This window comes from Vibrio sp. 1CM7H (assembly GCF_023161645.1).
GTDB classification, from domain to species: domain Bacteria; phylum Pseudomonadota; class Gammaproteobacteria; order Enterobacterales; family Vibrionaceae; genus Vibrio; species Vibrio diabolicus.
This window is the reverse complement of the sequence record NZ_JALNTV010000004.1, coordinates 283298-298623: the sequence shown is the minus strand read 5'-3', so window position 1 is coordinate 298623 and position 15326 is coordinate 283298. Positions and strand designations below refer to the sequence as shown.

Below are 15326 nucleotides of genomic sequence, written 5' to 3'. Positions count from 1 at the left end.
GATTCAGTGGCTACTTATATTGTTGGTGATATTCAAGGCTGTTTTGATGAATTGCAGCGACTACTAGAACAAGTCTCTTTCTCTGCGAAAAAAGACCAACTTTGGCTCGCTGGTGATTTGGTCGCCAGAGGGCCTAAATCACTAGAAACTTTACGCTTTGTGAAGTCACTTGGCACAAGCGCAACAGTGGTGCTTGGTAATCACGACCTTCACCTGCTCGCCGTTGCTCACGGGATAAAAAAGGTCAAAGACAAAGATAAAACCGCGCCTATTTTCACAGCACCCGACAAAGAAGATCTATTAGCATGGCTAGCTCAGCAACCTCTTATGGCTGAGCATGACGAGTTCGTGATGTGTCACGCTGGTATATCACCGCAGTGGAATCTAAAAACCGCAAGAAAATGTGCCCGCGAAGTTGAACGCATCATCCAAAGTGAAGAGCTGCCTTGGCTCTTAAAAAACATGTACAGTAATCAACCTGATTCCTGGGATGACTCTCTACAGGGTTTGGACCGATACCGTTATATTATCAATGCTTTTACGCGGATGCGCTTTTGTTTCCCCGATGGTCGTTTGGATATGGATTGTAAACTACCACCACAACAAGTTTCCGGTAACGAACTTATTCCATGGTTTGATGTACCTAAGCGCGTTCACCTCAATAAAACGGTGTTATTTGGTCACTGGGCTGCACTACAAGGCCATGTAGACGAAGAGATCATCGGTCTGGATACTGGCTGTGTTTGGGGCGGAAGCCTAACCATGATCCGTTGGAACGATAAGAAAATCTTTACTCAGGATGCGTTAAGTTAAACACGGAATAATAGTCGATAATCCATCGTAGGGAGAATGCCTGTCACCTAACATCTCCTGTAGGGTCATTCCAGCGAGCCTTAGCGAGACTAGGAATCTAATATCCGCACGCTGCGGGTAGATAGAGATACCTTTGACAACAAAGTACTCGTATAGAAGATCCTGAATCACGCTCCTCCGTCGCTTTCAGGATGATGGCAGGCCGGGATGGCCGCTCGCTGTTATACGAACGGCATTATCGTATTAACTACGCTGTATTAATCTCGAATTACTTTTCTAACACAGTAAAGCGCATGTTGTAGGCGTTCTTCTCATCGGCTTGATACTTTTCTGAGTAAGTTTCCTTAAACTCGTCTCCCCAATCTGGGAACTGAGTATCACCATCAATCGCGGCTTCAATGTGTGTTACATATAGTTTATTGGCCATCGGTAGGCAAGCTGCGTAAATCGCACCACCACCAATGATCATCACTTCTTCCACGTCACCAGCCACGTCCAAAGCTTGCTCAATCGATGTTACGGTAGTGACGCCTTCGATCTTTAGTGTCTCATCACGGCTGATAACAATATTCAAGCGACCAGGTAAAGGGCGACCAATAGACTCATAGGTTTTGCGTCCCATCACAACCGGTTTTCCCATGGTGCAACGCTTAAACCAAGCGAAATCAGCGGGAAGATGCCAAGGCATTTGATTGTCTTTGCCAATGATGCGATTGTCGGCCATCGCGGCAATCATACTAATGATCATGTTAGGTCCTTACACAATAGGTCTGCGGCGATAGAATAACAGCCCTGGAACAGCAAGACCAACAGCTAAACCTGCAATAATAAACATGGCCTTAAGAAAGTTCTCCATACAAGTTGCAACGAGCTCAGGTGAATAACCAATATGGTTGATCTCAACCATGGCTATCATTGCTTTGTATGCAAACACGCCAGGTACCATCGGGATCAAAGCTGCCACAGTGAACACTTTTGGGTGCGCGAGAAAGCGGCGAGACCAGTATACCCCGATCATCCCAACTAGCGTCGCGGCAAAAAAGGTCGCCCATTCAATGGGAATACCAAACTGCATCATCAAATAACGGCTGCCGTGTCCAATCGCGCCGCCAACAGCGCAATACACTAAAGCTCTTTGTGGCACGTTAAAAACCAGTGCAAATCCAACTGCGGGAATCGCAGCGAAAAACATGTCATTCAGCAGGCCAAGCATCAAATCAAACAAACTCATTAGATTGCCCACCCCCAAATTCCAGTAACGCTCATCGCAGCAACGATGCCCAAACACGTCGCCAACGTCAGTAAGCTGGCCATCACAAACCGGGCAATACCCATGTTAATGTGCCCTTTCAGCATGTCTGCTACCGAGTTGATCAACGGGAAACCCGGCACGAGCATTAATACCGACGATGCCATTGCAACGGTGGGCAGATTGCCGATTTGGTAGATTTCCGCTTGCGCAGAAATTAAGGTGGTGACAAAGGCGGTCGCTGCAAAGTTCAGTAAAGGATTAAAGTGACGATGACCAATTTCTTGGCGAACGATCATGCCACCAGCTGATGCTAAAAAGGTCATAACAAATACCCCCAAATCACCACCTGCCAGATGACTGAATGCCGCACATGACAAGCCAATCATAAACACCACCAACCAGCGGTTATAACGCTCTGGACTGATGGCGTTCAGCTTTTTCTGCGCCATGGTTGCATCGAGCAGCCCACGCTCCATCATGATGCAGATACGTTGAATTTGCGTAATAACGCGCATATTAATGCCACGATCGGCACAACTTCGGGTAGTGGTGATGCAGTGTCCATCCATTACCGTCGTTACAACCAGTGCATTGGCTGATAGCGCAACCGCAACTTCATTAACCCCACAAGCAAGGCCAATACGGCGCATAATATCGCTCACCAGAGTACTTTCAGCACCATGAGCGAGTAGCATTTGCCCGGCTTGGGCAACAAGGCGAGAAATAGATCGTTGAGTGGATACCGCCAACTCTCCAGACGGTATGGTTTCTAGAGTCATAAATAAGTCTAATTCCTTTTAGGGTGTTGCTCATTCATACGCGAGAGGTCCAAACTAGCCCTCAAAAATCACGACGTATCGGCTATTGTGCCGTAAATTACACCATCTAAATATGATTTAGATACAAAAAAAGCCGCAATAAATAATTGCGGCTTAATGAATTATAGGCAAACAGGCATTGTTTGACGGTTTTGATTAGTCACGAACGTAGACAACGTGACCGTCATCTTCTTCATCGTCCCAGTCATCCCAATCGTCGTCGTCATCTTCAGTGATAACGTCTTTACCCGCCATCGCATCTTTATGGTAGTCATCCCACATGAAGTTAACTTTATCTTCTTCAGCCACTTCTTCCTCTTCGCGAGGTAGATTATCCATAAAGTCAGCCAGTTTGTAACAAAGCTCTTTAGTGCCGTTACGATTGATCGCCGAGATCTTAAAGTACTCGTCTTCCCAGCCTAGTGCGTCTAAGATTTCTTGGATCTTCTCATTCGCTTCTTCTTCAGGCATTAAATCAACTTTGTTGAATACTAACCAGCGTGGCTTGCTTGCCAGTTTTTCACTGTATTGCTCTAGCTCATCAATGATCGTTAGTGCATTTTGCACCGGATCAGACTGATCAATTGGCATAATATCGATCATGTGCAGCAACACTCGGCAACGCTCTAAGTGCTTCAAGAATCGAATACCAAGACCAGCGCCATCTGCTGCACCTTCGATAAGACCTGGAATGTCTGCAACAACAAAGCTTTTCTCTGGTACGACACTCACTACGCCCAAGCTTGGGATCAACGTCGTGAATGGGTAATCAGCGACTTTTGGTTTTGCTGCTGAGACTGCGCGGATAAAGGTTGATTTACCTGCATTAGGTAGACCAAGCATACCAACGTCAGCAAGAAGCAATAGCTCAAGGCGAATTTCACGTACTTCACCTTTTGTGCCTAATGTTCTTTGACGAGGCGCGCGGTTTACTGAAGATTTGAAACGCGTGTTACCTAGACCGTGCCAACCGCCTTTTGCGATCATCACTTTCTTACCGTGTTCAGCAACTTCTGCCACGATTTCATTTGTGTGGATATCCACTGCGCGCGTACCTACAGGCACACGAAGAACGATGTCTTTACCACGTTTACCAGTACAGTTACCACCGCGGCCATTCTCACCACGCTCCGCTTCGTAGAAGCGCTGGAAACGATAATCAATCAGAGTGTTAAGGTTTTCATCGGCTTGGATATAAACATCACCACCGTCGCCACCATCACCGCCATCAGGGCCACCTTTAGTGATGAATTTTTCACGCCAGAAACTCACAACGCCGCTACCGCCGTCGCCAGCCTGAACTTTTACTACCGCTTCATCTACGAACTTCATCTTTTACTCCGACTACTTCGTGCGTGGATTAAATCTACTTTGTCATCTGACAATTTTAGCAGATGACAGATCTAAGCTCCCAGCCCACAAATAACGTGGAAACGAGAAACTTCGATATGTCGACTGCCATAAATAAAAAACCCCGCCGATTCGGCAGGGCTTTTGAATTCAGCTTAAAGCTATTAAGTAACTTGGTAAAAACCTAATTACTCAGCTTCGATGCTTACAAACTTACGGTTCTTAGGACCTTTCACTTCGAACTTCACTTTACCTTCAGTAAGAGCGAATAGAGTGTGGTCTTTACCGATACCTACGTTGTTACCAGCGTGGAACTTAGTACCACGTTGACGAACGATGATGTTACCTGCAAGTACAGATTCACCACCGAAACGCTTAACACCTAGACGTTTGCTTTCTGAATCGCGGCCGTTACGAGTAGAACCACCAGCTTTTTTGTGTGCCATTGTTAAACTCTCCTAATAGATTAAGCGTTGATACCAGTGATCTTCACTTCAGTGAACCACTGACGGTGACCCTGTTGCTTACGAGAGTGCTTACGACGACGGAACTTAACGATTTTAACTTTATCGCCACGACCGTGTTGTACAACTTCAGCAACAATTTTGCCGCCCTCTACAAGAGGAGCACCAACTTTGATGTCTTCGCCGTTAGCAACAAGAAGAACTTTATCAAATTCTACAGTTGCACCAGTTTCAACGTCTAATTTCTCTAAACGAAGAGTTTGACCTTCGCTTACACGGTGTTGTTTACCACCAGATTGGAAAACAGCGTACATATTTTACTCCGCTTTTTCCGCACAGCCTTTCTTGAGGGTGTGCGCTAAACTAATCATCAATAGGGCGCAGATTCTACAGAATAGATGCTCCTATGACAAGCCATATTTTGAAAAAATTGGCGAAAAGCTAATCGCCAAAGAAAAGTGCGGCAATCATGCCCTTTAGTAATGTATTAATCAACGTTTTTTAGTGTATTATTCGACAATTATATAAATCGAATAAGCCTTGCAGGGTCTAACTTCAGCCGGATATACGATGGATTTTAAAACTATCCAAGCGCTTACTGCCGATGACATGGCAAAAGTGAATGAAACAATTCAAGCCCAACTTAATTCTGATGTCTCTTTAATCAACCAGCTCGGTTTTTATATCGTGAGTGGTGGAGGCAAACGTCTGAGACCGCTTTTAGCGATACTGTCAGCCCGCGCACTTGGTTACCAAGGCAACGGTCATACAATGGCAGCTGCGTTTATTGAGTTCATCCATACAGCGACTTTGCTGCATGATGACGTGGTCGACGAATCAGACATGCGCCGCGGTAAAGCAACTGCGAATGCTGCATTTGGCAATGCTGCTAGCGTGTTAGTTGGGGACTTTATCTATACTCGCTCATTCCAAATGATGACGGAGCTAGGATCCATGAAGATCCTTAAGCTAATGAGCAACGCCGTAAACGTGATCGCCGAAGGTGAAGTTCAGCAGTTGATGAACTGTAACGATCCTGACACGACAGAAGAAAGCTACATGCAAGTCATCTACTCTAAGACGGCACGCTTATTTGAGTCAGCAACTCAAATTGGCGCAATCTTAAACGATGCTCCTGAGCATGTTGAAATCGCAATGCAAAATTACGGTAAGTATTTGGGTACTGCGTTTCAGCTTATTGATGACGTCATGGATTACACCTCTGATGGCGAAGACATGGGTAAAAATGTGGGGGATGATTTGGCTGAAGGCAAGCCAACTTTGCCTCTACTTCACGCTATGCGTAATACCACGCCAGACAATGCCCTCATGATTCGCGAAGCAATTGAGAAGGCCAATGGCATGGATCGCTTAGAAGAAATTCTCGCGGTGATGAAAGAGGCCGGATCTCTGGAATACACGACGCAAAAAGCACTAGAAGAAGCAGACAAAGCAATCGAAGAACTATCAGTATTGCCGGAATCTGAATACAAGCAAGCGCTTATTACTCTGGCTCATGTCGCGGTACAACGCACGAAGTAATCATAGCAACCCATAACGCAAGACTTAAAACAAAAAGGAAGAGCAAGCTCTTCCTTTTTTGTATCTGATACCTAATGCCGTGATAGGCGCTAGTAATATCTGTCACTACCGCCATGCAGTTGTGGGTCATCTTCTATTTCATCAAAGCTAACCGCAATCTGCTGATCAGAGCCTTGTTTCGACAACAGTACCGTCTCTGCTTCACGGTCGACCACCAATATCGTACCTACGCCCTGCTGGCATTCAACAACCATGCCTTTACGGATTCGACTTGCTTCCATCATCTTCTCCTTCACCACGTGGTTTTGATCAAGCAGTTTTACGAAGCAGAGAAGCCAAAGATCAAAAAAGCCGATCATTTTGATCGGCTTTCTTCTTATTCGGGTTTTCTAGATTACTTTGCGAATTCAACACCAATGTTGATGTCGCCATTTAGTGTTTCTAGCATACCGTCTAGTGCAGACTTTTCGTAGTCGCTGAGTTTGCCGTAGCTTAGTACTTCTTCTACGCCTTCTTTACCCAGTTTCACAGGCTGTGCGAAGTAAGTCGCATGTTCACCGTCGCCTTCAACGTATGCACATTCAACTACGCCTTCTTCACCTTGAAGAGCACGAACTAGAGACAGACCAAAGCGACATGCAGCTTGGCCCATTGATAGTGTTGCACTACCACCACCCGCTTTCGCTTCTACAACTTCAGTACCTGCGTTTTGAATACGTTTCGTTAATGCTTCTACTTCTTCAGCTGTAAACTCAACGCCTTCCACTTGAGACAGTAGAGGTAAGATCGTTACGCCAGAGTGACCACCGATAACAGGTACGCGAATGTCACCTGGATCTTTGTCTTTTAGCTCTGCAACGAATGTTTCTGAACGGATAACATCCAGTGTTGTTACACCGAACAAGCGACGCTTATCGTAAACACCCGCTTTTTTAAGTACTTCAGCGGCAATTGGCACTGTTGTATTTACCGGGTTTGTGATGATACCAACACAAGCTTTCGGACAAACAACCGCAATCTTCTCCGCTAGCGACTTAACGATACCAGCATTTACATTGAATAGATCCGCGCGATCCATACCAGGCTTACGAGCAACACCTGCAGAAATCAGCACAACATCCGCACCTTCTAGTGCTGGAGTAGGATCTTCACCCGCGTAACCTTTGATAGAAACTGGCGTCGGGATGTGGCTAAGATCAGCAGCCACACCAGGAGTTACTGGAGCAATATCGTATAGGGCTAAATCAGAACCAGCAGGAAGACGGTTCTTAAGTAGAAGGGCCAGGGCTTGACCGATGCCACCAGCGGCACCAATAACGGCTACTTTCATGTAGTTCTCCTTGAGAGTATTTCTCTTATAAACGTATTCGTAGGGTAGTTTGTAACCAACTTAAATAAAGCTATCGGAATCACAACTTGATTACAATCAATTAACGCTAGCTTTGCGACCTCGCGCAACTCGCTGTTACCGTGCTACAAATGGGGCTTGGATTATTCTTTTATTCTGTTGAAATGACAAGGAATTCAAGAAAACAAAAACAGCCCTACTTCATATAGTTAAAGAATTCCATGTGGTATATAGTTTACAGTGACGTAACTAACATAATACTGGGACTCTTTGGCACCGCATGAATATATATGCGAGAATATGCAAAATTGCTGACCCGTAATAAGAGATTCGTAATGACTATGCGCAATTCAGAAAAACAAGACAACTTAGTCCGCGCCTTTAAAGCCCTATTAAAAGAAGAGAGCTTTGGCTCACAGGGTGAGATTGTTGATGCACTCAAACAACAAGGATTTGAAAGCATTAACCAATCGAAAGTATCACGCATGCTGACTAAATTTGGCGCTGTCCGCACACGCAATGCAAAAATGGAAATGGTTTACTGCCTTCCTGCTGAGCTAGGCGTACCGACTGTAAGCAGCTCTTTGCGTGAACTGGTGCTAGACATTGACCATAACGCGGCATTAGTTGTTATCCATACTGGCCCTGGTGCTGCGCAGTTGATTGCTCGCTTGCTTGACTCACTGGGTAAATCCGAAGGTATTCTTGGTGTTGTTGCAGGTGATGACACTATCTTTATCACTCCAACGATGGCGATTACGACTGAACAGTTGTTCAAATCAGTGTGTGAACTGTTCGAATACACTGGCTAAGTTCTTTCACATTTAGATCAGCTAACTCTTTGTGGGCTATAAAAGAAATCTCATTTTGTAGCCCATGATTTATGTAAATTTTTTGCTTATCCAGACCATTATTTAACCACCCATTTTGTGATTAACATCACGCAATTGATCTTTTTCACTTCGTTCACTTAATACTTATTAAGTGTTTGTTATAAAAAGAATTAAATCACAAATCTAATACTATCCTCCTGCACAAGATTCAGACTTATCAACTATAACATTTAACAATTGGATAATTTTCTGCCAATTTTTTGTTATGATTCACTCGCTTTTTCAAACGATTGGATTGGAAAAGATGCCGTTTCCAAATAGGAAACTCCAGAAGTGATTTATGGTTATTTCCGGGTAAATAATGAATATAAGGAAGGGAAATTCATGGCATTTAACAAACTTCTCAAAGTAGGCGCTATCGCTGCAGCAGTAATGGGTGCAGGCGCAGTTAACGCTCAAGAGTTTATTACTATCGGTACTGGCTCTGTTACAGGTGTTTACTACCCTACTGGTGGTGCTATCTGTAAATTGGTCAATAAAGGTCGTAAAGAACACAACATTCGTTGTTCAGTAGAATCGACTGGCGGCTCTATTTACAACGTTAACACTATCCGTGCTGGCGAGTTAGATTTTGGTATCGTGCAATCGGATTGGCAGTACCACGGCTACAATGGTACGAGTAAGTTTGCGGAACAAGGCCCGTACAAAAAGCTACGTGCAATGTTCTCTCTTCATACAGAACCTTTCAACATCATTGCTCGTGCAGATTCAGGTATCGAAAACGTTGAAGACCTAAAAGGTAAGCGCGTAAACATCGGTAACCCTGGCTCTGGTGACCGTGCAACCATGGGCGTTGTTATGGAAGCGATGGGCTGGACAAACGACAGCTTCAAATTGGCTTCTGAGCTAAAGGGCTCTGAGCGTTCTCAAGCACTTTGTGACAACAAAATTGACGCATTCATTTACATGGTGGGTCACCCGAACGGTTCAATCAAAGAAGCAACAACATCATGTGATGCTAAGCTAGTTTCTGCAACAGGCCCGAAAATCGATAAGATTGTTGCTGATAACCCATACTACGCCTTTAGCTCAGTGCCAGCTGGCATGTATCGTGGCACAGACAAAGACGTAAACAGCTTTGGTGTTGCAGCAACGATGGTTACAACAGCAGACGTTTCAGACGATGTCGCTTACAACGTTGCAAAAGCCGTGTTTGAAAACTTCGATACGTTCAAACGTCTACACCCTGCGTTTGCAAACCTGAAAAAAGAAGACATGGTGAAAGCGGGTCTATCTATCCCTCTTCACCCAGGTGCAGAAAAATACTACAAAGAAGTGGGTCTACTTAAGTAACTTCCTCAGACTCCAAACTCACAGGCAGGAAAAGATGGTTTTCTGCCTGTTTGAGCATGCAGGTTGTAGCACGTGCTAACTGCATGCTTCATTCGCCAGTTTTCTTCCGAAAATTGCGAGTTCATACCCAAGAAAAACTTAAACGCCGCCTAGCAGAGTCTCCAAAATTCAACACTTTGAGTTCAGGCAGCAAAATACTCGAAAGCAAACTTCGCTCCATTCGCTACACTGATAAAGGCGAAGTGTGGTTCTCGATAAAAATCCGACAGGACCATCAATAATAAGGAAAAAGTACATGGCGACGAATCAAGCTCCGTCACAAGATGTGCAAGAAATGGTGGCTCAGGCAGACACAGGTGCACGTAGCCCCTCGGGAATGCAAGGACGAATCCTTTGGTTTGTTCCTCTGTGTTGGTCACTATTTCAATTATGGTACGCATCTCCGCTACCATTTATTTTTAATTTCGGCGTACTGAACGACACGGAAGCGCGATCAATCCACCTCACTTTCGCGATCTTCTTGGCTTTCACTGCTTATCCAGCGATGAAAAATTCCCCTCGCGATCATATCCCTCTTGTCGATTGGATATTGGCGCTAGCAGGTAGTTTTTCTGCGGCATATATTTACCTTTTTTATACCGAGCTAGCCGGACGTTCCGGTGCACCAACAACGGTAGATATCGTCGTTGCTGTCATCGGTATGGTTCTCCTTTTAGAAGCAACACGCCGAGCGCTCGGTCCACCACTGATGGTGGTTGCTGCTGTCTTCCTTACTTACACCTTTGCTGGCCCTTACATGCCCGATGTCATCGCGCATAAAGGAGCGAGCTTAAACAAGGCCATGTCTCACTTATGGCTAACAACGGAAGGTGTATTTGGTGTCGCATTAGGCGTTTCAACCTCTTTTGTGTTCTTGTTTGTATTGTTTGGCGCCATGCTGGAACGCGCTGGCGCAGGTGCTTACTTCATTAAAGTCGCCTTTTCTTTACTGGGTCATATGAAAGGTGGTCCTGCAAAAGCGGCCGTTGTTGCATCTGGTTTATCCGGGCTTGTTTCTGGCTCTTCAATCGCAAACGTGGTAACCACTGGTACCTTTACCATTCCATTGATGAAACGTGTCGGTTTTCCGGGCACCAAAGCGGGAGCCGTTGAAGTTGCTGCCTCAACCAATGGTCAGTTAACGCCACCAATCATGGGCGCGGCGGCATTCTTGATGGTGGAATATGTCGGTATCTCATACGTTGAGGTGATTAAGGCTGCCCTACTTCCGGCACTTATCTCTTACATCGCTTTGATTTACATCGTTCACCTTGAGGCGTGTAAAGCGGGTATGACAGGTCTTCCTCGTCGCCACAACCCAACGTTAGTACAAAGTTTACTTTCCTTTACTGGCACAATCTTAGGACTGTGTGTGATCAGCGCATTGGTTTACTACGGAGTGGGTTGGACGAAAGATGTCTTTGGTGATGCCGCGACGCCAATTGTTACGGTTGCCCTGTTAATTGCGTACGTTGGCTTGGTGAAGATCTCAGCGAATCATGTGCAAGATGGCGCAATTGAGATTGATGCAGAGTTAACAGAAGTACCAGATCCTGGCCCAACGGTTAAATCTGGTTTGCACTATCTACTGCCTATCGTTGTATTGGTTTGGTGTCTGACTGTAGAGCGCTTCTCGCCAGGTCTTTCAGCATTCTGGGCAACGGTGTTCATGATTTTCATTTTGCTGACTCAGCGTCCATTGATTGCTCTGTTATCAAAGCAAGGTGACATGATGCAGCAAACCAAAGATGGCTTCGTTGATCTGGCTGAGAGCTTGGTTGCTGGCGCTCGTAACATGATTGGTATCGGCGTTGCAACGGCAGCGGCAGGTACCGTGGTTGGGGTCGTCACCCTAACGGGTATCGGCCTGGTCATGACGGACTTCGTTGAGTTTATCTCTGGCGGTAGCATCATTCTTATGCTGCTGTTTACCGCAATAATCAGCTTGGTTCTTGGGATGGGTCTACCGACAACGGCGAACTACATCGTAGTATCTACGTTGATGGCACCGGTTATTGTCACGCTAGGTGCAGCACATGGCTTGATCATCCCACTCATTGCGGTGCACTTGTTCGTTTTCTACTTTGGTATTTTGGCCGACGACACCCCACCCGTAGGTCTTGCGGCATTTGCGGCGGCTGCGATTGCTAAATCAGACCCGATTCGTACAGGTATCCAAGGCTTTACTTACGATATTCGAACCGCCATTTTGCCATTCATGTTTGTGTTCAATACCCAGCTACTGTTGATGGGGATAGACTCTTGGTGGCATTTAGCACTCACTGTCATCTCATCGATCATTGCGATGCTGATCTTCTCCGCCGCAACACAAGGATGGTGGTTCACGCGTAACAAGTGGTGGGAAACCGTTCTATTATTAGTACTGACATTTTCGTTTTTCCGTCCTGGTTTTTGGTGGGACATGCTGTATCCAGCGAAAGTTCTTTCTCCTGGCGTTGAGGTAGCTCAAATCACGGAAACGCTAAATGTAGGAGAATCATTGGAGCTACGTGTTGCCGGCGAAAACCTTGAGGGCGACTACATCGAGAAAACGGTTCGTCTTCCATTCGAAGACAGTGCGACAACAGCGGAAGCGCGTATTTCGTCTATGGGTCTGATGCTGACCGAAAGCGACAACAAAATGATTGTCGATATGGTCGAGTTTGGTAGCCCGGCAGAGTCTGCAGGTATCGACTTTGATTGGGAGATCAAGTGGGTTATCCAAGATGCAGAACGTCCGATGAAAGAATGGGTATTTGTGCCATGCTTAATGATTTTGCTGGTGCTTGCCATGAACCAAAAACGTCGTGCTCGTAAGGAACAATTGAGCGCATAACCGATTTGGCCCCGAGGAAGGGGCCTTAGTGAGAGACATTGAATGTACAAACAAATTCTTGTTCCGGTTGATCTAAATGACCAAGGCTTTTCAGACCGAGCGGTTGAACTAGCGGTTTGGCAGGCAAAGCAAGCGAATGCGCAAATCCACCTTCTAACAGTACTACCTGGTATTCACATGTCGATGGTTGCTACATACTTCCCAAAAGATGCAGCAGCCAAAATGAAGCAAGACGTGAAGCAGCAATTAAAAGCTTTTGCCAATAAGCATATTGCTGAAGATGTGGTGTACCAAGTGCATGTTGCTGAGGGCAAAGCCTACGCGACGATTCTTGATTATGCAGAGCGCTTGGGCGCTGATCTCATCATTATGCCAAGTCACAAGCGTTCTAAAATCAATAAAGTAATGCTTGGCTCTGTCGCAAGTAAGGTCGTGGAATATTCTCCAATCAATGTGATGGTCGTGAAACCGCAAGGTTAAACAACTAAAGAAACGAAAAAGGACGCTAACATTAGCGTCCTTTTTATATTGAACAAGTAAGGATTATGCCATTACTGGGTAATCGGTATAACCTTCTGCTCCACCTAAATAAAAGTGCTCAGGTTTTGCCTCATTAAGAGGTGCATTTTTCTTAAATCGCTCAACTAAATCAGGGTTGGCGATAAATGGAACGCCAAATGCGACCACATCAACTTGATTTTCTGCAATTGCCGTTGTCGCTTCTTGTGCACTGTAGCCCACGTTGGCCATTAGGTAACCTTGATAGTTTTCGCGTGCTGGCTTGAGAACATCTGCTTTTTGTACGCCCTTTAGATCCGCACGCATCACGTGCCAATAAGCAAGATCGAAAGCATTAAGTTGCTTAGCTAAGTAACGAACCAAGCCAACCGGATCGCTGTCTTTCATGTCATTAAATCCATTTAATGGTGATGTGCGCAGCCCTACTCTTCCAGGTCCCCATACCTCGACCACTTCTTTAACTATCTCAAGTAAAAAACGGGCACGATTTTCGACTGAGCCACCGTATTCATCAGTACGTAAATTCGATCCATCACGAAGAAAGTTATCGATAAGATAACCATTGGCGCCATGTATCTCCACACCATCAAAGCCTGCTCTCTTAGCGTTTTTCGCACCTTGCTTAAACGCTGCCACAATGGAAGCTATCTCATCCACTTCGAGTGCTCGTGGTACCGTATATGCTTGCTTACCTGAAGGGGTATGAACTAACTCATCACGAATGGCTAGTGCGCTCGCTGCAACAGGCGTTTTCCCGTCATTCAGTTCAGGATGACAAGCGCGTCCCGCATGCCAAATTTGCAATACGATCTTACCGCCTCTTTCATGAACCGCATCCGTTACCTTTTTCCAAGCTGCAATTTGTTCTTCGTTATAAATGCCCGGTTCTGCCATAAAAGCAGACGTTCCTTCCATCACCATGGTGCATTCAGCAATGATAAGTCCAGCACTCGCGCGTTGAGCATAGTACTCAACCATAAGGTCATTCGGGATATGATCTGCGCTGGCACGAGCGCGCGTTAAAGGGGCCATAATGGCACGGTTATTTAATGCTAATTGACCGAGTTCGATAGGAGAAAATAAGTCTACAGAGTTGGACATGTTGTTTACCTCAAATGACAATAACTTGATGGCTAAGGATGAAGAGCCAGACTATAATCAGATCAATATTGAAACAATATGGATAATTGAAAGTGATTGTTCGAAATTTAGAAACAATTGACTTTAGGACGCTCTCTATCTTTGTCACAAGCTGTCGACTACTGAGCTTAACCAAGTGCGCGCTGGAGTTAAACCTACCAAAATCTACTGTTAGTAAAGCCATAACCAAACTCGAACAACACTTTGAAGCCAAGCTCCTAGAGCGCACGACCCGAAAGTTGGTGATTACCGAAGCTGGTCAAATGGTTTTAGAGCGTGCTGCAAGCTTAGTTGAGGAATTTCACTCGATTGGTCAAGACGTTCAGGAAATGGAACAGCAGATCCAAGGTCGGCTTCGCATTGCTGCGCCACCAGCCTTGGACGCGTATATGGCTGAGCACATCTTTTTACCATTTTTAAAACAATGCCCAAAAGTACAAATTGCGTTAGAAGCATCGAACGATTTTGTTGATCTGTTTTCACACGGTTTTGATATGGCAATTCGAGTCGGCCAGATCGTCGATGATCGACTGATTGCTAAAAAATTGGGCTACACCACCCGAGTATTGGCCGCCAGTCCTGAGTATTTAGCTGAGTGTGGCGTACCTAAAACGCCAGAAGATCTGACAACACACAACTGTTTGAGATATCAGTATGTTTCAGAGATAGGCCCTTGGACGTTGATTTCGCAGGACAGCACCGTCAACGTCTCGGTAAGCAGTAACTTCTCTAGCACCACCGTAGAAGCGGTATTAAAAGGCGCACTCAAAGGACTAGGCATCGCTAACTTACCTATGCAAAACATGACGCAAGAGCTAGAAAATGGCTCCTTAGTCAGAGTCTTACCTCAATGGCACACGGTACCAATGCCCATTTATTTAGTCTATCGTCCTGGCGCAAACCGAACGCGACGAGTACAAGCGATGATTGACCATATCATGAGCCTAAGATCTCAATTTGAATTTGGTCCTCGACATGGTTTGTGTTGCGGAGAAGCATAACCCAGCCACCATTGAGCA

General features: G+C 45.5%; 16 protein-coding genes. 7 read left to right on the top strand and 9 right to left on the bottom strand.

The genetic code is table 11. The annotated features are described in order from the left end of the window. Positions 1-6: 6 nt before the first annotated feature. Complete coding sequence (locus tag MSG33_RS17130; RefSeq protein WP_248381532.1) at positions 7-813, top strand: symmetrical bis(5'-nucleosyl)-tetraphosphatase; 807 nt, start codon at positions 7-9, stop codon at positions 811-813. A 268-nt stretch (positions 814-1081) separates the two neighbouring features. Here MSG33_RS17130 and folA read toward each other — a convergent pair whose 3' ends face one another. The 6 genes from folA to rplU all read right to left on the bottom strand — a co-directional run bounded on the left by folA (position 1082) and on the right by rplU (position 5011). Then, on the bottom strand, positions 1082-1561 hold the full coding sequence (gene folA, locus MSG33_RS17125; protein ID WP_046874034.1) for a type 3 dihydrofolate reductase: 480 nt from the start codon (positions 1559-1561) through the stop codon (positions 1082-1084). 9 nt (positions 1562-1570) lie between these two features. After that, entirely contained in the window at positions 1571-2044 is a 474-nt protein-coding gene (locus MSG33_RS17120) for a threonine/serine exporter family protein (RefSeq protein ID WP_005392295.1), read from the bottom strand. After that, a complete protein-coding gene (locus MSG33_RS17115; RefSeq protein ID WP_053809456.1) occupies positions 2044-2844 on the bottom strand; it encodes a threonine/serine exporter family protein in 801 nt (266 codons plus the stop codon). The genes MSG33_RS17120 and MSG33_RS17115 overlap by 1 nt, the downstream gene beginning before the upstream one ends. 195 nt (positions 2845-3039) lie before the next feature. After that, the gene (gene cgtA / locus MSG33_RS17110) at positions 3040-4215 is read right to left on the bottom strand and encodes an Obg family GTPase CgtA (RefSeq protein WP_005383091.1); all 1176 of its coding nucleotides are present in this window, start codon (positions 4213-4215) and stop codon (positions 3040-3042) included. 206 nt (positions 4216-4421) lie between these two features. After that, on the bottom strand, positions 4422-4679 hold the full coding sequence (gene rpmA / locus MSG33_RS17105; protein ID WP_005383095.1) for a 50S ribosomal protein L27: 258 nt from the start codon (positions 4677-4679) through the stop codon (positions 4422-4424). Positions 4680-4699: 20 nt separating this feature from the next. Beyond that, positions 4700-5011: a 50S ribosomal protein L21 gene (gene rplU / locus MSG33_RS17100; RefSeq protein ID WP_005383096.1), complete on the bottom strand. Its 312-nt coding sequence runs from the start codon at positions 5009-5011 to the stop codon at positions 4700-4702. Positions 5012-5267: 256 nt separating this feature from the next. Between rplU and ispB the strand changes: the two genes are divergently transcribed. Further along, entirely contained in the window at positions 5268-6239 is a 972-nt protein-coding gene (gene ispB, locus MSG33_RS17095; protein ID WP_005392297.1) for an octaprenyl diphosphate synthase, read from the top strand. A gap of 89 nt (positions 6240-6328) precedes the next feature. Here ispB and MSG33_RS17090 read toward each other — a convergent pair whose 3' ends face one another. Further along, positions 6329-6520 carry a hypothetical protein gene (locus MSG33_RS17090; RefSeq protein ID WP_005392299.1) on the bottom strand — a complete coding sequence of 64 codons (192 nt, stop codon included), beginning with the start codon at positions 6518-6520 and terminating at the stop codon, positions 6329-6331. Positions 6521-6633: 113 nt separating this feature from the next. Further along, the gene (mdh, locus tag MSG33_RS17085; RefSeq protein ID WP_005392300.1) at positions 6634-7569 is read right to left on the bottom strand and encodes a malate dehydrogenase; all 936 of its coding nucleotides are present in this window, start codon (positions 7567-7569) and stop codon (positions 6634-6636) included. Positions 7570-7928: 359 nt separating this feature from the next. On the opposite strand from mdh, the gene argR reads away from it, so the two are divergent. From argR to MSG33_RS17065, 4 genes are all read left to right on the top strand, one after another. Then, positions 7929-8399 (top strand): transcriptional regulator ArgR, encoded by a 471-nt coding sequence (gene argR / locus MSG33_RS17080; protein WP_031780246.1) that lies wholly within the window; start codon positions 7929-7931, stop codon positions 8397-8399. Between the two features lie 405 nt (positions 8400-8804). Further along, positions 8805-9773 (top strand): TAXI family TRAP transporter solute-binding subunit, encoded by a 969-nt coding sequence (locus tag MSG33_RS17075; RefSeq protein WP_005392302.1) that lies wholly within the window; start codon positions 8805-8807, stop codon positions 9771-9773. 295 nt (positions 9774-10068) lie between these two features. Beyond that, positions 10069-12648, top strand: coding sequence for a TRAP transporter permease (locus tag MSG33_RS17070; protein WP_065644958.1), 2580 nt, complete (start codon positions 10069-10071; stop codon positions 12646-12648). Positions 12649-12690: 42 nt separating this feature from the next. Further along, a complete protein-coding gene (locus MSG33_RS17065) occupies positions 12691-13128 on the top strand; it encodes a universal stress protein (RefSeq protein ID WP_005392306.1) in 438 nt (145 codons plus the stop codon). A 63-nt stretch (positions 13129-13191) separates the two neighbouring features. On the opposite strand, the gene MSG33_RS17060 is transcribed toward MSG33_RS17065, so the two are convergent. Then, a complete protein-coding gene (locus MSG33_RS17060; RefSeq protein ID WP_248381530.1) occupies positions 13192-14268 on the bottom strand; it encodes an alkene reductase in 1077 nt (358 codons plus the stop codon). A 92-nt stretch (positions 14269-14360) separates the two neighbouring features. Here MSG33_RS17060 and MSG33_RS17055 point away from each other — a divergent pair, with 92 nt between their 5' ends. Beyond that, positions 14361-15308 (top strand): LysR family transcriptional regulator, encoded by a 948-nt coding sequence (locus tag MSG33_RS17055; protein ID WP_248381528.1) that lies wholly within the window; start codon positions 14361-14363, stop codon positions 15306-15308. Positions 15309-15326: the final 18 nt, after the last annotated feature.